Below are 19,780 nucleotides of genomic sequence, written 5' to 3' on the forward strand. Positions count from 1 at the left end.
TTTTTCTTATGAATTTTTTCATGCTATATACATAGTGGGGAGGGAAAAATGATGAATGGAATTGAAAGTTTTGCGAATACGATTTTGAAAGAAGCGTGTAGGGTACAAGCGTCGGACTTACATATCGTGCCGAGGCAGAAGGACGTGGCAATTCAACTACGTATAGGAAAAGATTTAATGATGAAACATTGTATTGAAAAGGAATTTGGAGAAAAACTTGTTTCACACTTTAAATTTTTAGCATCCATGGATATAGGAGAGAGGCGGAAGCCACAAAATGGTTCACTGTATTTACAAATGGATGGACAAGAAGTGTACTTACGCCTTTCCACGCTTCCAACCGTATACCAAGAAAGTCTCGTTATTCGTCTCCATTTACAAGCATCTATTCAGCCGTTATCTCATCTTTCGTTATTTCCAAGTACAGCAAAAAAATTACTCTCTTTTTTAAGTTATTCACATGGGTTACTTGTATTTACTGGACCGACTGGTTCTGGGAAGACAACAACAATGTATGCATTATTAGAGGTAATGAGAAAAAAGAAAACGCGCCGCATCGTTACACTGGAAGATCCAGTTGAAAAAAGAAATGACGATTTATTACAAATTCAAATAAATGAAAAAGCAGGTATCACATATGAGGCGGGACTAAAGGCTATTTTACGTCATGATCCAGATATTATTTTAGTTGGTGAAATCCGTGATGAAGAAACAGCGAAAATCGCAATAAGAGCAAGTTTGACTGGACATTTAGTAATGACGACACTGCATACGAATGATGCGAAAGGGGCGATACTCAGGTTCATGGATTTTGGCGTAACGAGGCAAGAGATTGAACAGTCTTTATTGGCTATAGCTGCACAGCGACTTGTCGAATTAAAGTGTCCGTTTTGCAAAAGAAAGTGCTCAACTTTATGTAAATCAATGAGGCAAGTAAGACAAGCGAGTATTTATGAGTTGTTATATGGATATGAGTTAAAACAAGCGATTAAAGAAGCAAACGGGGAATGTGTCACATACACGCATGAAACATTAGAATCTTCGATACGAAAAGGATACGCTTTAGGATTTTTAGAAGAGGATGTTTATGTTTAAGAAAATATGGAGTTTAAGTGATCAAGTAGTATTACTGAAACAATTAGGGAAACTATTAGAAAAAGGATATTCCCTTTTGCAGGCATTAGAATTTTTACGGTTTCAATTACCTTTAGAAAAGAAAGTACAATTGCAGCACATGATTGATGGATTAAAAGATGGGAAAAGTCTACACGATTCTTTTCATCAATTAAAGTTTCATCAGGAGATGTTAAGCTATTTATTTTATGCCGAGCAACATGGTGATCTTTCTTTTGCATTGCAACAAGGGAGCGCACTTCTATATAAAAAGGTTAAGTATAGGAAAGATATGTTAAAAATCATGCAGTATCCTATGTTTTTGGCATTTTTTTTAATAATCATGATTTTGATTTTTAACCGCATTTTATTACCACAGGTTGATATGGTATATAGTTCGTTTGGTTCTACAGCACCGTTATTTACAAAACAAATATTAAGTACAATTAAGCTACTACCTTACCTTATATTTAGCACTCTTTTTATCGTTTTGATTGGATGCAGTTTATATATGCTTTACTTTCGGAAACTCTCGTATATGAAGCAGGTAAAAATTATGCTTCGTATCCCCATCGTAAAAACATTTTTTATTTTAAAGCATTCACATTATTTCGCCACTCAATTGAGCAGTTTATTACATGGCGGATTATCAGTACTTGAGGCTCTAACAATAATGATGGAGCAAAAATATCATCCGTTCTTTCAGTATGAAGCGAGCCGAATTGAGCACCAATTAATTGCAGGAGAATCGTTACAATCTATTATTGCTAAAAGTGGATATTATGAGAAAGAACTTTCTTATATTATTACGCATGGACAAGCAAACGGTAATTTGGCGATTGAATTAGGTGACTATAGCAATCTTATTATGGAAAAGATGGAGCGGAAAATTAAACGTATGTTAGTGATCATTCAACCGATCTTATTTATGTGTATTGGAGGAATAGTCGTTCTTATGTATTTAGCGATGATTATGCCAATGTTTCAAATGATGAATTCTATTTAGGAGGGTATTTACATGCAGAATGAGGAAGGGTTTACTCTTTTAGAAATGTTATTAGTTATGGTGGTCATAACTGTATTATTACTATTAATTATTCCAAATGTAGTTACGCAGCGTTCATCTGTCGAAGGAAAAGGATGTAAAGCTTATGTGAAATCTATAGAAGCCCAAATACAAGTATACCAATTACAACATAATAAAATTCCTACGCTAAAAGAGCTAAGTGATGAAAAATATATTACAGCTGATAAGTGTCCGAATGGTGAATCTATTCATATTTCAAATGATGGCACAGTAACAAGTGGGAAACTGTGAAACAAGAGGGTTTTACTCTTTTAGAAATGCTACTCGTTCTATTTGCAATCTCTGTATTAAGTATGGTCACGTATTATAACGTACATTCATTATATGAAAAACAAAAAATCGAACAATTTTTGAGACAGTTTTCAAATGATATTTTGTATATGCAACAATTAGCGATAAACCGTCAAAAACACTATACATTACGCTGGCATAAAGATAGACATATGTATTATATAGGAGAGTCGAGTACGAATCTTTCTATCATTAAAAGAGAATATGATAGTGATATACAAATTGATTTGAATACTTTTCCAAATCCGATGACATATAATCCGAGTGGAAATATTAATAGAGGTGGTACGATTCTACTTTCGTATCGAAGTTATAAATATGATATTGTATTTCAGCTTGGCAGAGGGAGATTTACGTATCGTGAAATGTCAAAAAGGGTCAGTGATGGCTGAAATGCTTGTAGCATTAAGCATCTTAATGATGGCGGTATCTTTACTACTTCCGCAAACAGTATTGATTATGCAAGAACGAAAAAACATACAAATTCGTTATAAGGCATTTGTATTATTAAAAAGAGAAGCAGCTTTATATATGTATGAGAATGAGGCAAAGCAGCAGAAAGAAAAAGTCATAGACGGAAATGTATATTACACATATTGGGGAGGAAATGAAGTTTGTGCTATGTGGAGAGATGTGAAAGGAAGAAGGATGGAACAATGTTTTTATGCAGGGGAAAAAATAAATTAGAAGCTGGGTTTACATTAATAGAAATGATCGTATGTTTTTTTCTGTTATCACTGTTCTTTTTACTCTTGCCACGTTTAAATTTTATCGGAATAGAAAACAAACAGTCGAAAGGATTAAATAATTGGGAATGGGATGTATTTTTAGGACAAGTACAGTTAGAGTTTCGTGAAGTATCATTTGTAGAAAAAATAGTTCCTGAGAATAAAGATAGTATGTTGCGCTTCCGTCTTCGCACTGGAGATGAAGTGACGTATGAAAAAATGAATAATCGTCTTGTAAGAAAAGTGAATATGCGTGGAAGAGAAGTTATATTACAAAATGTTGAAATGGTTTCGTATGAAGTAACACCTCATTTGCTTTTTATAAATGTGAAAGATAGGAGGGGAAAAATATATGAAGGTGTAGCTGTAAGATATAGCGAAATGGAAATAAATACATGAGAAAACAAGATGGATTTACAATGCCAGGAACAATCATTTTTCTTGTATTATTAACTTCGTTCTTTGTATATGAAACGAATATGTTGCGTATAGATAAAAATTTTTATACTGAAATAGAGCAAAAATTTGTACTGGAGGAACTATTAAATCGATCTATTACAAATATAAAAAAAGACTTACAACAAAAAGAAAAGGAAGATACTTTTTTCTTTCATTATGAAAAGGGCGAAGCAAGTGGGAATTACGTTTTTGAAAACGATGTTATTCTCGTTTCATTGCAGTGCAAAATAAAACAAGAAGTTTTCTATAAAGTAAGCTTTCGGTATAGAAAAAAAGATGAGAAAATATTCGATTGGATAGAAGGATAGTATGTAAAATATATGGATAAAAAACCATGATTTCTCATTTAAAAATAGGCTATTTTTTTAAAGGAAATGGATAAATAAAATAATTAAAAGTTTAAATTTTCTCAAAAAAGAGAAAGGTAGAAAGAATATGATATATTCATGCTATCCAATCATTATTTTAGGGAGAATAGGGAAATGACAAACAACAATCAAATAGGTGAAAATAAGGAACAAACTATTTTTGATCATAAAGGAAATGTAATTATGACGGAAGATAGGGAAATACAAATTATTTCAAGATTCGAAGAACCTCTTATTGTCGTGTTAGGAAATGTATTAAGTGATGAAGAATGTGAAGAATTAATTGAATTGTCTAAAAATAAATTGGCGCGTTCAAAAGTTGGTTCATCACGTGATGTAAATGATATTCGAACGAGTAAGGGTGCATTTTTAGACGATAATGAACTTACTGCGAAGATTGAAAAACGAATTTCATCTATCATGAATGTTCCTGCGTCGCATGGAGAAGGATTACACATTTTAAATTATGAAGTGGATCAACAATATAAAGCGCACTATGATTATTTTGCGGAACATAGTAGATCAGCTACTAATAATCGTATTAGTACGCTTGTCATGTACTTAAATGATGTAGAAGAAGGCGGAGAAACGTTCTTTCCGAAATTAAATCTTTCTGTGAACCCTAGAAAGGGAATGGCAGTATACTTTGAGTATTTCTATCAAGACCATTCATTAAATGAGCTTACGTTACACGGAGGGGCACCTGTAACGAAAGGTGAGAAATGGATTGCAACGCAGTGGGTGAGAAGAGGTACTTATAAGTAAGAGCGTGTATGTGACGTTTTGTTCTTCATTGTATAAGGAGAACAAGACGTTTTTTTATTCAATAATGTAATCTTTCGTTATAATAACAAATAATACATGACGATTGAGAGGAACGAACATGAAATCTATATACATAACCGGTTATATGGGAGCTGGGAAAACAACAATTGGAAAAGCATTAAGTAAAGAACTTCATATGGATGTTGTAGATACAGACCAAAAAATTGAAGAGAAGCAAGAGAAGGAGATTCGTGATATTTTTGCCGAAGAAGGCGAAATGGCTTTTCGGGAATATGAAAGTGAAATGTTACGTTCACTACCCAGTTATAATGTCATTATTACAACTGGCGGCGGAATCATTGAACGAGAGGAAAACCGAAAGTGGATGAAGGAAAATGGAACTGTTGTGTACTTGTATTGTGATCCACATGTAATTGCAGAAAGGCTTCGTGAAGATACGACACGTCCACTATTTCAGAAGAAAGATATAGAGGCATTTGTAATGAAATTTGAATCGCGCCGAGCGTATTATGAGGAAGCACATATTCATATCGATACGACAAATAAGTCGGTAAAGCAAATTATGAATGAATTAAAAGAAAAGATTAATGAATAAGAAAGTGGACATACTAATCAAGTAGAGGTGATGATAATATGTCTACTAATGATTATGTTCGCTTTGTGACACAGCAATTTGTGTCGTATATGGATGCTCCAAAAGAAGATCGTAAACAAAAGAAAGAACAACGCCGTGCTGAAAAAGAGCCATTTATGAATAAGTGGTTTGGTGTGATGCCGCTGAGTGCTGCTTTGTTTTATCGAAACGTAAAAGATAAACGAAAAAAATCAAGTTAACTATTCCGTAATATGTCTAGCAAAATACAAATCCCCTAGTAGCATCATACTACTAGGGGATTTGTATTTACTGCACGGATTCTTTTTCTTCTGTAACAGCATGTATTTTATTGTTTACCCATACGAATCCTATGCCGATACAAATAGAAATGCCCCAGCCGACAGCAGTCATAATCGCTCTCATTTCACCATAGCCATCTACACCGAAAAAAGAGATGAAATAAATTTTCAGGAAGCTTTTTAATATGAATTGTAGCCCGAAAAATAGCGTTAAATATTGTAGTGCAGGATAGATACGACTATCACGATACAGTTCACGACTTTTATCACGGTCATGGCCTTGCAGTGCGGCAATATCTGCTGCGAAATATAACATAAGTGGTTTTTTTATAAAAATTGTACATATAACGATAATACCGAGTACGATGTGATAATACGCATCGTTCCACAACATTCGTTCAGCTGATCCAGATAATAAATCTACTGTCGTATTCGAAATGAGTGTAATTAAAATAAAGAACCCTGTTACGTTAAACTGTTTTTCTTTTTTAAAGGTATACAGTGTATAAATAATCCCCGGAACAGAGGAAAGTAACATCGCGTAATAAGGATCGATATAAGGCTTCGCAAATTTCCAAATGAGGAATGGGATTACGAGATAAAAGACGAGATCTAATATAGCTTTTTTATTTTGATTCATATAGAGCCTCCTTAAGTCATACATATATTTTATAATATAATTTCTGAAAATTGTATAAGGTTTAGTGAAAAAAGAAAAAGTATATGATTAGTAGATTGAAAAAAATTGCCCCTAGCGTAGTAAGTTTTTTTAGTATATAATAAAGGGAACGCTTTCATTTTTAGTTTGTTCACAAAATGGACGGAAAATCACATAATTACGATCGATATGTTGTTTTATAATGAAACTAATTAAATATACATGCATACAATATTGTGAAATAAATAACATAAATAATCTATATAAATGTAAACGTTATCAAAAGAGAGAGGTGGAGACAATGAGTAAATTTTTCTTCAATCATAATCCAGCAACAGTAGAGGATGGAAGGCTTGTTAAGTATGCTGAAATTATTTATGGAGAAGGTGGCCGTTCTGTATTAGAAAATTTAATGGTGAAGGCATCTATCAGATTACGTGATCGTTATCCGAATAAATCTGACGAACAGATCTCGAACCTTGTAAATAAAGGCATCCATGATATGTTTCAAAAATATGTAAGTGAGTAAATAAGAGTAGCCGATGGCTGCTCTTATTTTTTTGTATAAGGATGGTGCCTCTAGCTGAAAATAAGGGTGTATTTTGAAAGATATAAAAAGGAGTGGGACATATGAGCAATGGAATTGGCCGTTCAAAAGAAAATCTACCAACTGATGCAAATCATGTGAGCGCAAAAGATCGCGCACATCAAAAACGTTTGGCAAAACAAAAACAGCAAGAGCGTAATGGCGATAGAGGATAACTCAAAAAAAGCTCCTTCTAAAACAGAAGGAGCTTTTTTAAGAGAGGAAATGATTCGCGGTAACATAAAAAAGGCCACCGTTAATAATTTGCACTGTAATGCGTGGTTCATACTGTTCTTGCAAGGCTTGTTTTTCAATTTCATAGCTTTCAGGAAGTTCATCACTTTCTTCATAAAAACGATTTAAAAGATCTAAATCGTGATTCCAGCGCACTCTTGCTTCTTTCGCCCACGTATGGTCATCTTCTGCAATTATACTTTTTAAAGCGTCCTCTATACGTTGTAAACCACTTTGCGGTTTAATGATAGGTGAGAGTGTAAAACAAAAGTCAGGTATTTTTGGTGTAAGTTTAATTTTAGTTAATGTGTCATGAAAGTTTGCCATCATTGTTCCAGAAATGAGATGAATACCAATGGAGTGAAGAATGTCTTTTTTTCGATCACATTGGTAGGAAACTTTTATATTTATACCGAGCCACGGGTGGAGCGGGGTATGTGTTGCCCCGTTATGCCGTACGTCCTCATATAAACGTATGTAAGATCCTAGTTCTTTTGTCGTCTGGAAAATTTGATGTAGACGCGGTGAACCGTAGTGAATAAGCTCGCCATCATTTTCTTCATTTTCTGGATTCGTAATAAGGGTAAGGCGCATCGGATTCGGTACGCCTCCTGTTTTCTCAAGATAGTGCCAATAAAAAGGACGGTTCATTAATAATTTATCCATCTCAATTGTTAATTGCACGTCTAATAATTGAGGAGAACGCTCTAAAATTTCGCAGTTATTCGCCTCAAAGAAATTGTATAAGTAATTATGAATTTCATGTTGCTGCATAGCCTTGCACCTCAGCTTCATTTCGTTTCGCGAAGTCGATAATAGATGTTAAGTTTTCCATCTTAATTCGGATTTCTCCTTCGCTTTTTGATTGCGCAAATATTTCTTGAATATGCGCATCGATGTTTTTCATATTAATTCTCGTTAAAATTTCATCGAGTTCACCGATAACACGCTCGAATAAATTGATTTTTTCATATAACAGTTTCAAAATATGTTCTTCAACAGTGTGTTTTGTGGCTAAGTTATAAATATGAACATCATTCTTTTGACCAAGACGGTGAATACGTCCGATTCTTTGTTCAAGACGCATTGGATTCCATGGTAAATCATAATTAATCATATGGCTACAAAACTGTAAGTTAATCCCTTCACCACCAGCTTCGGTTGCAATTAATACTTGTGCGTGGTTTTGGAAAAGTTCCTTCATCCAATCTTTCTTCCCGCGTTTAAATCCGCCGCGGAATGGTACGGAAGAAATGCCGTGTTGTTGTAAAAACCACTGTAAGTACATTTGTGACGCTCGGTATTCCGTGAAGATGACGACTTTATCGTCAATTTCTTTTATAAGCTCAAGAGCTTTATTTGCTTTTGAGTTAAAAGGAATATGATTAATTTTATCCATTAGCACATCGATATGCGGATCCTTTATGTAATGTTCATTTTCCTTTTGCCGTTTTTCTACATGTTTTTTTAATGAATAGTAAACAGCCTCACGACTACTACACGCTTCCCGTTTTAAAGTTAATGATGAGAAAGCGGATGTGAAGGCATCTTGTCCTCGCCAATTTTCAATATCATTATACAAAGCTTGCTCTTCTTCATTAAACTCAATAAAAATTGTACGTACATGTCTCTTTGGCCAATCAATTCCAGTATTATGACGTCGATTTCGGACCATCACTTTATTAATAAGAGCTTTTAAATCTTCATCTGATTCGGCTGAACGATTTTTTGAAGCGTAATATTCTTCAAAGTTGGACTGATTGCCTAAATGTCCTGGTTTTAATAAAGAAACGAGGTTGAAAATTTCATCAATCTTATTTTGAACAGGAGTAGCGGTTAATAATAAACAAAATTTCTTTTTTAATCGTTGTGCAAATTCATAGTTTTTTGTTTTATTATTTTTAAGTTTATGCGCTTCATCGATAATAATAAGATCATATTCTAAGTTCAAAACGATATCACGATGTGGTGAACGTTTTGCAGTATCAATTGATGATACAATCACATCGGCTTGTTCCCACGAGTAGCTTTTCTTTTGGGCTACAGCTGGTATGAAAAACTTTGTATTTAGTTCGTATGCCCATTGTGATACAAGAGAGGCTGGGACGAGTATAAGTACTTTTTTCACAAGGCCGCGGACCATATATTCTTTTAAAATGAGTCCAGCTTCAATCGTTTTTCCAAGCCCTACTTCATCTGCTAGAATCGCTTTGCCATTCATTTGTTCAATGACATTTTGAGCGACTTCTAATTGATGAGGAAGCGGTGTGAAATGGGATAAATGTTTCGGTGCTTGTAGTCCATCGAAAGTAGGAACAAGTAACGATTTTTCTGTTTCATAAGCTAAATGATATAAATCCCAGTTTGTCCAAGGGCCATCTTCGTCAATTCTATTTAAAAAATTGTTTTGCCACGTCCGATCTACGGAAATATCGACATTCATTATGACTCTCCCACCTTTTATAAACTAAAGTAATTATGAAAAAATCTTTATTATATAAGCCTTGTAACAAGGCGCTATTACACATACTAAAAGTTAAAGAATAGGCAAAGATAAAGGGCTAAATTTTGAAAGTTGTATTTAATAAGATTAAGAATGAAAAATTCTAAATTATTTTTTATGCTAGAATATTGATGAAATATAGCGAATAATGTTAGGATAATGGTGTGAAATGTATGGAATCTTTCGTATTTTATCCAAGAAAGTGATTTTTTATTTACGCTTTCATAAAAAAATGTAATGAGATTCCGTATATCCTATCTTTTCAGAGTGAAAATGTTTAGATAAGGGAAACAACTTTTATTGATTTGTCAGAGCATAAGGGGGAGAGAGCATGATTACATTACAACGTACACCGTTATTTGATGTATACGCGAAGTATGGTGGGAAAACAATCGACTTCGGTGGTTGGGAGTTACCAGTTCAATTTTCAAGCATTAAAGAAGAACATGAAGCTGTACGTACAGCGGCAGGTTTGTTCGATGTGTCTCATATGGGAGAAGTTGAGGTAAAAGGTGTAGATAGTTTAGCATTTTTACAACGTGTTGTTACAAATGACGTATCTACCTTAAAGGTAGGAGGCGCACAATATACAGCTATGTGCTACGAAAATGGTGGTACAGTAGATGATTTATTAATCTACAAACGTGGTGAAGAAGACTATTTATTAGTTATCAACGCATCAAATATCGAGAAAGATTACGAATGGTTAGCTAGCCATGTAATTGGCGATACGACAGTAGTCAATGTTTCTAGTGAAGTTGCACAGCTTGCAATTCAAGGACCAAAAGCAGAAGGCATTTTACAAAAAGTTGTGTCAGAAGATTTGAAAGAAATTAAGTTCTTTAAATTTAAAAATGATATTCTTGTAGATGGAATTCCAGCACTTGTATCTCGTACAGGTTACACAGGTGAAGATGGATTCGAAATTTACTGTAAGAGTGAAGATGCTGCAAAGCTTTGGGAGAAGCTTCTTGAAGTTGGAGCCGAAGAAGGTTTAAAAGCATGTGGTTTAGGTGCTCGTGATACACTTCGCTTCGAAGCAACATTACCACTTTATGGTCAAGAATTATCAAAAGATATTACACCTATTGAAGCTGGAATTGGCTTTGCGGTAAAACCAAATAAAGAAGCAGACTTCTTTGGAAAAGCGACTTTAAAAGAGCAAAAAGAAAACGGTGCGCCTCGTAAGTTAGTCGGCATCGAAGTAATTGAACGTGGAATTCCTCGTACACATTACCCTGTATTTATTGGAGAAGAAAAAATCGGGGAAGTAACGAGTGGTACACAATCTCCAACGTTAAAGAAAAGCATTGGTTTAGCACTAATTGATGTAAAATACGCAGCAGTTGATACAGAAGTAGAAATTGAAATTCGTAATAAACGCGTCAAAGCAGTAGTTGTTCCAACACCATTTTATAAACGTTCAAAGTAACGGGGAGAGGGGTAGATTTCATGTTGCATCGTTATCTTCCAATGACAGAAGAAGACAAAAAAGAAATGTTACAAACGATCGGCGTTCAAACGATTGATGAGTTATTCTCTGATATTCCAGAGAGTGTTCGTTTTAAAGGGGATTTAAAAATTAAAGAGGCAAAATCAGAGCCAGAGCTTTTAAAAGAGCTATCTCAAATGGCTAGTAAAAATGCTAACTTAAAAGAATACGCTTCTTTCTTAGGAGCAGGCGTATACGATCATTACGCTCCAGTAATTGTAGATCATGTTATCTCTCGCTCAGAATTTTATACAGCTTACACGCCATACCAACCAGAAATTTCACAAGGGGAATTACAAGCAATCTTTGAATTCCAAACAATGATTTGTGAGTTAACAGGAATGGATGTAGCAAACTCTTCTATGTACGACGGTGGTACAGCTTTAGCTGAAGCGGCAATGCTAGCGGCTGGCCATACTCGCAAAAAGAAAATTCTTGTATCTAGTGCAGTGCACCCGGAATCAAGAGCAGTACTTGAAACGTATGCAAAAGGTCAACATCTTGAAGTTGTTGAAATTAATCATAAAGATGGTGTAACAGATTTAGACGTATTACAAAGTGAAGTAGATGATACAGTTGCTTGTGTAATCGTTCAATATCCAAACTTCTTCGGACAAGTTGAAAAATTAGCTGATATTGAAAAAATCGTTCATCAACAAAAATCATTATTTATCGTTTCTTCAAATCCATTATCATTAGGCGCATTAACACCACCAGGAAAATTTGGTGCTGATGTTGTAATCGGTGATGCACAACCATTTGGTATCCCAACGCAGTTCGGTGGACCACACTGTGGTTACTTTGCAACAACGAAAGCATTTATGCGTAAAATTCCAGGACGTCTTGTTGGACAAACTGTAGATTCAGATGGTAAACGTGGGTTTGTATTAACGTTACAAGCACGTGAACAGCATATTCGTCGTGATAAAGCGACATCTAATATTTGTTCAAACCAAGCGTTAAATGCATTAGCAGCTTCTGTTGCAATGACAGCACTTGGAAAACAAGGTGTGAAAGAAATGGCACGTCAAAACATTTCTAAAGCACAATACGCAAAACGTCAATTCGAGGCGAAAGGCTTCACAGTAACATTTGCTGGACCATTCTTCAATGAGTTCGTTGTAGATTGCAAACGTCCAGTGAAAGAAGTAAACGATGTATTATTACAAAAGAATATTATCGGCGGTTACGATCTAGGCCGTGATTATAAAGAGCAAGAGAACCATATGCTTGTAGCAGTAACTGAGCTTCGTACAAAAGAGGAAATTGACACACTTGTAAATGAAATGGGGGCTATCCAATGAAGAACCAAGACCAAGCACTTATTTTTGAAGTGACTAAAGAAGGACGCGTAGGATATAGCTTACCCAAATTAGATGTAGAAGAAGTGAAACTAGAAGATGTATTTGAGAGCGATTATATTCGAGTAGAAGATGCAGAGCTACCGGAAGTATCTGAACTTGATATTATGCGCCACTATACAGCACTTTCAAACCGTAATCACGGCGTTGATTCTGGATTCTATCCACTTGGATCTTGTACGATGAAATATAATCCGAAAATCAATGAGAGTGTAGCTCGTTTCGCAGGATTTGCAAATATTCATCCACTTCAAGATGAAAAGACAGTACAAGGTGCAATGGAATTAATGTATGACTTACAAGAGCATTTAATCGAAATTACAGGTATGGATACTGTTACTTTACAACCAGCAGCTGGTGCACACGGAGAATGGACAGGCTTAATGTTAATTCGTGCATACCATGAAGCAAATGGTGACTTTAACCGTACGAAAGTAATTGTGCCTGACTCTGCTCACGGAACGAATCCAGCATCTGCAACTGTAGCTGGTTTTGAAACAATTACAGTAAAATCAAATGAAAATGGTCTTGTTGACTTAGAAGATTTAAAACGTGTTGTAAACGAAGAAACAGCAGCACTTATGTTAACAAATCCTAATACATTAGGTTTATTCGAAGAAAACATTTTAGAAATGGCAGAAATCGTCCATAACGCAGGTGGTAAATTATACTATGATGGTGCAAACTTAAATGCAGTATTAAGCCAAGCACGCCCAGGAGATATGGGATTTGACGTTGTGCATTTAAACCTTCATAAAACATTTACAGGTCCTCACGGCGGCGGTGGCCCAGGTTCTGGTCCAGTAGGTGTGAAAGCTGATTTAATTCCGTACTTACCAAAACCAATTTTAGAGAAAACGGAAAATGGCTATCACTTTAACTATGATCGTCCAGAAGCAATTGGGCGCGTAAAACCATTCTATGGTAACTTCGGAATTAACGTTCGTGCATACACATACATTCGTTCTATGGGTCCAGATGGACTACGTGCAGTAACGGAGTATGCGGTATTAAATGCGAACTATATGATGAGAAGATTAGCGCCATTCTATGATCTTCCATTCGATAGACATTGTAAGCATGAGTTTGTATTATCAGGTCGTCGTCAAAAGAAACTTGGTGTACGTACATTAGATATCGCAAAACGCCTGCTTGATTTCGGTTACCATCCACCAACAATTTACTTCCCATTAAATGTGGAAGAATGTATTATGATTGAGCCGACAGAAACAGAATCAAAAGAAACATTAGATGGTTTCATTGATAAGATGATTCAAATTGCTAAAGAAGTAGAAGAAAATCCAGAAGTTGTACAAGAAGCGCCGCATACAACGGTAATTAAACGTTTGGATGAAACATTGGCTGCTCGTAAACCAGTTTTACGTTATGAAAAGCTAGCTCCTGTACAAGTTTGATTAGAATAACAAGGGAAGAACTCGCTATGTGCGAGTTCTTTTTTTGTATGGAGAAACTGCCCGTTAATGTCCGATTGGTTCAACTAATAATCAGTGGGGATGAACAAAAACCCCCACTGATTAAAGTTTCACTTTATGCAGAAGTAGTGAAGAAAATGTTAAAATTTTATATTTTTTGTTTCATAATGTTGTAAAGAAGCGGTTTTATAGGTGATTTTGTTGAAAAAGTCGGTTTGATAAAAGTATTTATTTTTGTTAGAATTTTATTGAAATTAAGAAGATGTGATGAGGAAAAATTACTCATTTTTATGTATATGTGAAAAAACGAGCAAGCTGGGGGTGAAAATGTGGGATATCGGTGTTATAGAATGATATACCATTTAGAAAACGGAAAAACGATTAAAGATGTAAAAGAATTTTGTTACCGAGATCAAGGAAAAGTGCTAGAAAGAGTAGCGCATCGTGTAATGGATAATAGAGAAGTGACGGCAATTGATAAGCAAGGAACGATCATTTCAATAGCGTGTGAGGACATTGTAAAGGTGGAACTTGATTACATAACAGAAAGTTAACCTTGAGTCATATCGAATTATTCGATAAAATATACTGTTGAATGGTGAAGTGAGAAGAGAGGAGTTTATCATGGGTAGTACAAGACACTTTTATATGTTTATCTTAGCGTTTGTTCTTGTTGTGGCATTAACGATTTATTTAATTGTTGATAGCACTTGGTACAACACAGTTCATCCGGCGTTCCTTCTATTTATGTATGTAGGAATTGCGGTAGTGAGTTTCGGAATGAGAGATGAGATGTTAGATCGCTTTGAAAAGTGATACATATACGAAAGACCAACAGGAAAATGTTGGTCTTTTTTTCTTGCCAAAAATAGGATGTTGTGTATATACTGTATATATAAGGTATACACAGTATATACACACACTGGAGGAAAACATGAATATTATTATTTCGAATTCTTCCCAAGACCCTATTTATGTGCAAATAAGAAAACAATTAAGCCAGCTTATTTTAAATGGTGGTTTAAAGGGTGGAGATCAATTACCGTCTATTCGTAGCTTAGCGAAGGAATTACAAATTAGTGTAATTACAACGAAGCGTGCGTACGAGGAGCTTGAAAAAGAAGGATATATAGAAACTGTTGCTGGGAAGGGGACTTATGTTTCACGTAAAAATAATGAACTACTAAAAGAACAGCGACTACGTCTATTGGAAAGTAAAGTGGAAGAGATTGTGAATGAAAGTAAAGCGTTGCAGCTGTCACTTGAAGATTTACAGCAGATGATTGCGTGTTTATATGAGGGGGAATAAGGAATGTTAGAGCTAAAAAACGTTTGTAAAAGCTATCAAGATTTTGCAGTGAAAAATATAAGTTTTACATTACCACGAGGATATATTATGGGATTTGTCGGACCGAATGGGGCCGGGAAAAGTACGACAATCAAAATGATTATGAATTTAATTAGAAAAGAGAGTGGCAATATAAAAATTTTTGGCAAGGACAATAAGAAAGCCGAAAAGGAAATAAAACAAAATATCGGCTTTGTTTATGATGAAAATCATTATTACGAAGATTTAACGTGTGAACAAATGAAGCGTATTATTGCACCGTTATATAAAAAGTGGGACGAAGAGCAGTATCAATCGTATATGCATAGATTGCAAGTTCCGAAGTATAAAAAAATTAAAGAACTATCAAAAGGGATGAAAATGAAATTTGCGATTGCCATCGCGCTTTCGCATCACGCAGAGTTTATCATTATGGATGAACCGACAGCAGGATTAGATCCAGTTGTTCGAAGCGAATTGCTTGATATGTTGCAAGAAATTGTAATGGAAGATGAAGTATCTGTATTATTCTCAACGCACATTACAACAGACTTAGAGCGCATCGCAGATTATATTACGTTCATCAATGATGGAGAAATTATATTTACTGGTGAAAAAGAAGACTTAATGGAGAACTACGTAATCGTAAAAGGAAGTAATGATTTATTAGACCGAGAAGGAAAAGAACTATTTGTTGGATTACGAAAAAATAAATTTAGTTTCGAAGGTTTAGCGAAAGATAAACAAGCAATTATAGATTGGTTTGGGAATGAGGTTGTACTAGAAAAGCCTACATTAGATGATATTATCGTTTACACCGCGAAAGGGAGAAGTGCCTATGCGTCAGCTCGTATATAAAGATTTGTTCTTTTTTCGGGTCATGTGGTTAGTGAATTTTGTTATGCCCCTTTTGTTTTTTATGTTAGAGCCAAGTGGTGAATTTTTATTTCCAATGAGTTGTCTATTTATAACCCTTTCCTCCGTTATGACGTTAACCTTTATGGATGAAAGAAATAAAAGTGACATTATTATAAATAGTTTACCAGTAAGTCGGAAGGATATCATTATTGCTAGATATATTTCCTGTGCAATATTTATTGTCGGTGCCATGGTTTCAACTATGATAATTGTATTCCTTTTAAGAGGTATCGCTGTTATTGATGATATTGGTGTATATCATCCTAATTTTTATATTGAAATTCCATGGTATGTAGTGGTAAGTGGAGTGATTTATTCTTTAGTATTTGTGGCGACATTTTTTCCTAGTTATTATGGTACAAAATCAAAGGGCATGAGAAGTATAGTATCAGCGGCAGCAATGGGGATTGGTGTACTTCTTTGGATGTTTATTAGTGATGATCTGAACCAAGCTACACCACCATTTATAAATTGGATTATGAATCCATTACATTTTGGCATATTTATAGTTGGATTAATCACACTAGCTAGTGTCTATATCGTTTCTATGCTACTGACAATTAAAATTTATGAAACGCGTGATTTATAGAGAGGAGAATTCATATGCAACAGTTGATTTTGAAGGAGTTTTTTTTACAGAAGAAGATGTTTCCTTTCTATTTTTTAATCCCTATTTTATCTATTTTTAAGGATTCCGTCGAACCAATGGGGATTGCAATAGGATTATTTATAACATGTAGTACGATTATATATATTTCTTTTTATTATCAAGAGAAAAGTAAAGCAGAAAAAGTATTAGTGAGTTTGCCTATAACGAGAAAAGAGATAGTTATAGCTAAATATATTTCAAGCACATTATTTATTATGGTTGGTTTGAGTGTAACTTTTATAGTCGTAATATTAGGGAATATTTTATTGGGCAGGGATATAGTCATGCCTGGATATGCAATATTTTCAGCAATAGTAGCAACTTTGATCTATTGTATTGTAACGATACCTGCTAATTACATTGGAGGATATAAAGCTACTTCTGTTTTGAATGTTATTATGGTTTTGCCTTTAACAAGTATGATCGGTCTTATGTGCAATGTTTTTGGTGATAAAACAATTATGTTAAAAGTACTTCAATCTGAAGATGCTACACTAGCAATGGGTGTTCTTGGAACCGGAGTGTTAGTAAGCATATTCATATCAATGATTCTCTCAATGAAGATGTTTCAGGAGGTAGAGTTATAGAAGGGACATTTTCATATTAGGAGGTGTAATACATGATCAAGCAACTCGTCTTAAAAGATATGATCTTGCAAAGAAAATTAGGGTTTGTTTATCTTATATGTTTGGTTTTCCTTGCTATTGTTGATTTTCGTAGTGATAGCTTCCTTATGACGATTAGCGTATCTATACCTTTTCTTGGAACGGTACTGTCAATGAGTTATGAGGGGAAAAATAAAAGTGAAACGATAGTAAATAGTTTACCGTTTGAGCGTAGAGATATTGTAATAGGGAAATACATATTTGTAAGTATTTTAGTTGCTCTAGGTGGATGTTTCTCACTAGTAGTTGGTTTAATACAGTTACAAAATGAACAGATGACTGGATTTAAGCTGTGGGGAGAAATGCTCGGAGGTATAACAGGTGGGTTTGTTTGTAGCATAATTGTACTTCCGATTGAATTCTCAGTAGGATATAGCAGTGCAAAACAAATTGCTCCGTTCGCCGGACTAGCGTTGGGGTATTTAAGTGGACTGATTGTAAGTAACGTCTGGTTAGATGTAGAAAATGCTTGGAGCACGAGTCTAGTCGTAAATATTTGTTTTATAGCAGGACTCATCCTTTTGTATGTTATGTCCATGTTGCTTTCAATTAGCTTATATAATGAGCGTGATCTATGAGGGGAGGAGTAATCGTGAGACAACTCATAATAAAAGATTTTATTATGCAATGGAAGCATTTAATATGGTACTTAATATATCCTCTTTTCTTGTATATGACATTAACAGATATTAAAAGCTTTTACGTAATTATGTCTGCTATAATTCCAGTTATGGCAATTTTAAAAACATTTAATGATGATAAAAAATATGATGGTGAAGTAATGTTAAATAGTTTACCGCTAGCAAAAAAAGAAATTGTAGTAGCTAAATACATAATGGCACTTATTATTTTTATTATAAGTATGATAGTGTCTAGCCCTTTAGGGATTATTCGGTTTGCAGGCGGGGGATTTGAATTTATTACGACAGCTTTAGTTACGATTACTGCCTTTGTTTTTATATATTTAAGTCTTGTCTTACCGATATCGTTTTGGCTAGGAGATAAAAAATCTATTTTTATTACGCTTTTTATACTAATGGCGCCGATTGTTATTGTAGAAATGTTCTTCCAAATTAACATAGAACAAATTCATTTACATAATGGAGTATTGTTAATTTGTTCAATTTGTATGTTGCTTTTATCTGTACTTGCTTCGGTAAAGCTTTATGAAAAAAGAGAATTTTAAAAGGTGCCCTATAAAAGGCACCTTCTTCAATAACAACAATAGGAAAGTAAGAGTTTATAAACAGAGAGGCTATTCGGTACAACATCTTTTGGAGTATGTAATATAAAGCTGAAAACGATAACGAGAATAAGAAAGAGGAAAAATAAAAATAGGATTTGCTTATGTATAGAATTTTGCATATTATCCACTCCTTTTTTAGGTAGTATGTCCAAAAGAAAGGAGTGTATGAAAAATTTTAGGAGGGGAGAATGATGAATAAAAGAAAATGGTTATATAGTATAGGGGTACTTTTATTTTCAATCGGTCTCATATTAGCAAATTTTTATTCAGATATACCATCGCCATTTCCTAATTTGCATAAGGGAATTGGTATAAGTATTGTCATCGTTGGTCTTCTTTGTCTTATCTCATCAAATTTTTACAGAAAGTCTGAATGAATATAAAAAAAGGACAGTTACTCTTTTTCAGAAGAACTGTCCTTTTTAAATAACTTATTCCAAAGCTTGGCGATACTCCATATAATGACGATTGCAATGGAGGCAATAATGGACCAAACGATTGATATCATTTCAATTGTCATGTTAGGAAGGAATGTGAGAATGAATACTATTTTATGAAACAACCATTCTATTATATGAAAACTTATTTGTAATAGAATGACGATACCAAGTGTAATCCATGCTAACATTTGTTTTCCTTTTTCTTTCCACATGACATTCACCTCACGTTAGCTTAATAGTTTTAAGCCAACAGCACCGCATAGAATACAGCTTAAGAAGGCAAGACGACGCCAATCCGCTGATTCGCGGAAAATTAGAATGCCTAGAAGTGCACTACCGGCAGTTCCGATTCCAGTCCAAATCGCGTAAGCAGTTCCCATCGGTAATGTGTTCATCGCAAGAGATAAGAAGAAGAAGCTTACGCCGAAGTTAGCGATTAAAATAAGTTTTGGTGCCCAGCCTTTCTTTTCAGTGGCTACTTTCATAAAGAGTACACCAATAATTTCACAAATACCAGCTAGAATTAAAAATACCCAAGCCAT

Annotated in this window: 30 protein-coding genes; 24 read left to right on the forward strand and 6 right to left on the reverse strand. The window is 34.6% G+C overall.

Going from position 1 to position 19,780, the window contains the following annotated elements:
- Window positions 1-51: 51 nt before the first annotated feature.
- From comGA to ACQVV1_RS03930, 10 genes are all read left to right on the forward strand, one after another.
- On the forward strand, window positions 52-1,095 hold the full coding sequence (gene comGA / locus ACQVV1_RS03885; RefSeq protein ID WP_242252231.1) for a competence protein ComGA: 1,044 nt from the start codon (window positions 52-54) through the stop codon (window positions 1,093-1,095).
- Window positions 1,088-2,119, forward strand: coding sequence for a competence type IV pilus assembly protein ComGB (gene comGB / locus ACQVV1_RS03890; RefSeq protein WP_242252230.1), 1,032 nt, complete (start codon window positions 1,088-1,090; stop codon window positions 2,117-2,119). Before comGA ends, comGB begins: the two co-directional genes overlap by 8 nt.
- A 12-nt stretch (window positions 2,120-2,131) precedes the next feature.
- Window positions 2,132-2,431, forward strand: coding sequence for a comG operon protein ComGC (gene comGC / locus ACQVV1_RS03895; protein ID WP_063222959.1), 300 nt, complete (start codon window positions 2,132-2,134; stop codon window positions 2,429-2,431).
- Window positions 2,428-2,883 carry a comG operon protein ComGD gene (gene comGD / locus ACQVV1_RS03900; RefSeq protein WP_242252228.1) on the forward strand — a complete coding sequence of 152 codons (456 nt, stop codon included), beginning with the start codon at window positions 2,428-2,430 and terminating at the stop codon, window positions 2,881-2,883. The genes comGC and comGD overlap by 4 nt, the downstream gene beginning before the upstream one ends.
- On the forward strand, window positions 2,876-3,178 hold the full coding sequence (comGE, locus tag ACQVV1_RS03905; protein WP_242252227.1) for a competence type IV pilus minor pilin ComGE: 303 nt from the start codon (window positions 2,876-2,878) through the stop codon (window positions 3,176-3,178). The genes comGD and comGE overlap by 8 nt, the downstream gene beginning before the upstream one ends.
- Entirely contained in the window at window positions 3,148-3,618 is a 471-nt protein-coding gene (comGF, locus tag ACQVV1_RS03910) for a competence type IV pilus minor pilin ComGF (RefSeq protein ID WP_431168636.1), read from the forward strand. The genes comGE and comGF overlap by 31 nt, the downstream gene beginning before the upstream one ends.
- Window positions 3,615-3,986, forward strand: coding sequence for a competence type IV pilus minor pilin ComGG (gene comGG, locus ACQVV1_RS03915; RefSeq protein WP_063222962.1), 372 nt, complete (start codon window positions 3,615-3,617; stop codon window positions 3,984-3,986). The genes comGF and comGG overlap by 4 nt, the downstream gene beginning before the upstream one ends.
- 174 nt (window positions 3,987-4,160) lie before the next feature.
- Window positions 4,161-4,811 (forward strand): prolyl hydroxylase family protein, encoded by a 651-nt coding sequence (locus ACQVV1_RS03920; RefSeq protein ID WP_063222963.1) that lies wholly within the window; start codon window positions 4,161-4,163, stop codon window positions 4,809-4,811.
- Window positions 4,812-4,929: 118 nt separating this feature from the next.
- The gene (gene aroK, locus ACQVV1_RS03925; protein WP_242252225.1) at window positions 4,930-5,427 is read left to right on the forward strand and encodes a shikimate kinase AroK; all 498 of its coding nucleotides are present in this window, start codon (window positions 4,930-4,932) and stop codon (window positions 5,425-5,427) included.
- A 38-nt stretch (window positions 5,428-5,465) separates the two neighbouring features.
- Window positions 5,466-5,666: a YqzE family protein gene (locus ACQVV1_RS03930; protein WP_000106080.1), complete on the forward strand. Its 201-nt coding sequence runs from the start codon at window positions 5,466-5,468 to the stop codon at window positions 5,664-5,666.
- A gap of 67 nt (window positions 5,667-5,733) precedes the next feature.
- On the opposite strand, the gene ACQVV1_RS03935 is transcribed toward ACQVV1_RS03930, so the two are convergent.
- Window positions 5,734-6,366: a VC0807 family protein gene (locus ACQVV1_RS03935; protein ID WP_242252223.1), complete on the reverse strand. Its 633-nt coding sequence runs from the start codon at window positions 6,364-6,366 to the stop codon at window positions 5,734-5,736.
- A gap of 129 nt (window positions 6,367-6,495) precedes the next feature.
- Entirely contained in the window at window positions 6,496-6,612 is a 117-nt protein-coding gene (locus tag ACQVV1_RS03940; protein ID WP_309260289.1) for a GTP pyrophosphokinase, read from the reverse strand.
- 73 nt (window positions 6,613-6,685) lie between these two features.
- On the opposite strand from ACQVV1_RS03940, the gene ACQVV1_RS03945 reads away from it, so the two are divergent.
- Entirely contained in the window at window positions 6,686-6,913 is a 228-nt protein-coding gene (locus tag ACQVV1_RS03945) for a hypothetical protein (RefSeq protein WP_000032702.1), read from the forward strand.
- A gap of 101 nt (window positions 6,914-7,014) precedes the next feature.
- Entirely contained in the window at window positions 7,015-7,146 is a 132-nt protein-coding gene (locus ACQVV1_RS03950) for a hypothetical protein (protein WP_063222965.1), read from the forward strand.
- A gap of 37 nt (window positions 7,147-7,183) precedes the next feature.
- Here ACQVV1_RS03950 and ACQVV1_RS03955 read toward each other — a convergent pair whose 3' ends face one another.
- The gene (locus ACQVV1_RS03955; RefSeq protein ID WP_063222966.1) at window positions 7,184-7,978 is read right to left on the reverse strand and encodes a YqhG family protein; all 795 of its coding nucleotides are present in this window, start codon (window positions 7,976-7,978) and stop codon (window positions 7,184-7,186) included.
- Window positions 7,965-9,647 carry a DEAD/DEAH box helicase gene (locus ACQVV1_RS03960; RefSeq protein WP_063222967.1) on the reverse strand — a complete coding sequence of 561 codons (1,683 nt, stop codon included), beginning with the start codon at window positions 9,645-9,647 and terminating at the stop codon, window positions 7,965-7,967. The genes ACQVV1_RS03955 and ACQVV1_RS03960 overlap by 14 nt, the downstream gene beginning before the upstream one ends.
- Before the next feature lie 391 nt (window positions 9,648-10,038).
- On the opposite strand from ACQVV1_RS03960, the gene gcvT reads away from it, so the two are divergent.
- The 12 genes from gcvT (at window position 10,039) to ACQVV1_RS04020 (ending at window position 19,175) form a co-directional block, all read left to right on the forward strand.
- Window positions 10,039-11,139: a glycine cleavage system aminomethyltransferase GcvT gene (gene gcvT / locus ACQVV1_RS03965; protein ID WP_063222968.1), complete on the forward strand. Its 1,101-nt coding sequence runs from the start codon at window positions 10,039-10,041 to the stop codon at window positions 11,137-11,139.
- A gap of 20 nt (window positions 11,140-11,159) precedes the next feature.
- Entirely contained in the window at window positions 11,160-12,503 is a 1,344-nt protein-coding gene (gene gcvPA, locus ACQVV1_RS03970; protein WP_063222969.1) for an aminomethyl-transferring glycine dehydrogenase subunit 1, read from the forward strand.
- Window positions 12,500-13,975 (forward strand): aminomethyl-transferring glycine dehydrogenase subunit 2, encoded by a 1,476-nt coding sequence (gcvPB, locus tag ACQVV1_RS03975; protein WP_016086298.1) that lies wholly within the window; start codon window positions 12,500-12,502, stop codon window positions 13,973-13,975. Before gcvPA ends, gcvPB begins: the two co-directional genes overlap by 4 nt.
- A 368-nt stretch (window positions 13,976-14,343) precedes the next feature.
- On the forward strand, window positions 14,344-14,547 hold the full coding sequence (locus tag ACQVV1_RS03980) for a DUF3929 family protein (RefSeq protein ID WP_000639160.1): 204 nt from the start codon (window positions 14,344-14,346) through the stop codon (window positions 14,545-14,547).
- 70 nt (window positions 14,548-14,617) lie between these two features.
- Window positions 14,618-14,809 carry a hypothetical protein gene (locus ACQVV1_RS03985; RefSeq protein ID WP_000535935.1) on the forward strand — a complete coding sequence of 64 codons (192 nt, stop codon included), beginning with the start codon at window positions 14,618-14,620 and terminating at the stop codon, window positions 14,807-14,809.
- A gap of 118 nt (window positions 14,810-14,927) precedes the next feature.
- Window positions 14,928-15,302 carry a GntR family transcriptional regulator gene (locus tag ACQVV1_RS03990; protein WP_097950576.1) on the forward strand — a complete coding sequence of 125 codons (375 nt, stop codon included), beginning with the start codon at window positions 14,928-14,930 and terminating at the stop codon, window positions 15,300-15,302.
- Between the two features lie 3 nt (window positions 15,303-15,305).
- Window positions 15,306-16,178: an ABC transporter ATP-binding protein gene (locus tag ACQVV1_RS03995; RefSeq protein WP_242252221.1), complete on the forward strand. Its 873-nt coding sequence runs from the start codon at window positions 15,306-15,308 to the stop codon at window positions 16,176-16,178.
- Window positions 16,159-16,827 carry an ABC-2 transporter permease gene (locus ACQVV1_RS04000; protein WP_242252219.1) on the forward strand — a complete coding sequence of 223 codons (669 nt, stop codon included), beginning with the start codon at window positions 16,159-16,161 and terminating at the stop codon, window positions 16,825-16,827. Before ACQVV1_RS03995 ends, ACQVV1_RS04000 begins: the two co-directional genes overlap by 20 nt.
- 14 nt (window positions 16,828-16,841) lie before the next feature.
- Window positions 16,842-17,474: an ABC-2 transporter permease gene (locus tag ACQVV1_RS04005; RefSeq protein WP_431168637.1), complete on the forward strand. Its 633-nt coding sequence runs from the start codon at window positions 16,842-16,844 to the stop codon at window positions 17,472-17,474.
- Between the two features lie 32 nt (window positions 17,475-17,506).
- Window positions 17,507-18,130, forward strand: a complete 624-nt coding sequence (locus ACQVV1_RS04010) for an ABC-2 transporter permease (RefSeq protein ID WP_242252213.1) — start codon at window positions 17,507-17,509, stop codon at window positions 18,128-18,130.
- Between the two features lie 14 nt (window positions 18,131-18,144).
- The gene (locus ACQVV1_RS04015; protein WP_242252211.1) at window positions 18,145-18,738 is read left to right on the forward strand and encodes an ABC-2 transporter permease; all 594 of its coding nucleotides are present in this window, start codon (window positions 18,145-18,147) and stop codon (window positions 18,736-18,738) included.
- A 251-nt stretch (window positions 18,739-18,989) separates the two neighbouring features.
- Window positions 18,990-19,175, forward strand: coding sequence for a hypothetical protein (locus tag ACQVV1_RS04020; RefSeq protein ID WP_242252210.1), 186 nt, complete (start codon window positions 18,990-18,992; stop codon window positions 19,173-19,175).
- A gap of 17 nt (window positions 19,176-19,192) precedes the next feature.
- On the opposite strand, the gene ACQVV1_RS04025 is transcribed toward ACQVV1_RS04020, so the two are convergent.
- Both ACQVV1_RS04025 and ACQVV1_RS04030 read right to left on the reverse strand, forming a co-directional pair.
- Window positions 19,193-19,450, reverse strand: a complete 258-nt coding sequence (locus tag ACQVV1_RS04025) for a DUF3975 family protein (RefSeq protein ID WP_242252209.1) — start codon at window positions 19,448-19,450, stop codon at window positions 19,193-19,195.
- A gap of 15 nt (window positions 19,451-19,465) precedes the next feature.
- Complete coding sequence (locus tag ACQVV1_RS04030) at window positions 19,466-19,780, reverse strand: DMT family transporter (protein WP_242252208.1); 315 nt, start codon at window positions 19,778-19,780, stop codon at window positions 19,466-19,468.

The organism is Bacillus basilensis (genome assembly GCF_050630465.1).
Lineage (GTDB): Bacteria > Bacillota > Bacilli > Bacillales > Bacillaceae_G > Bacillus_A > Bacillus_A basilensis.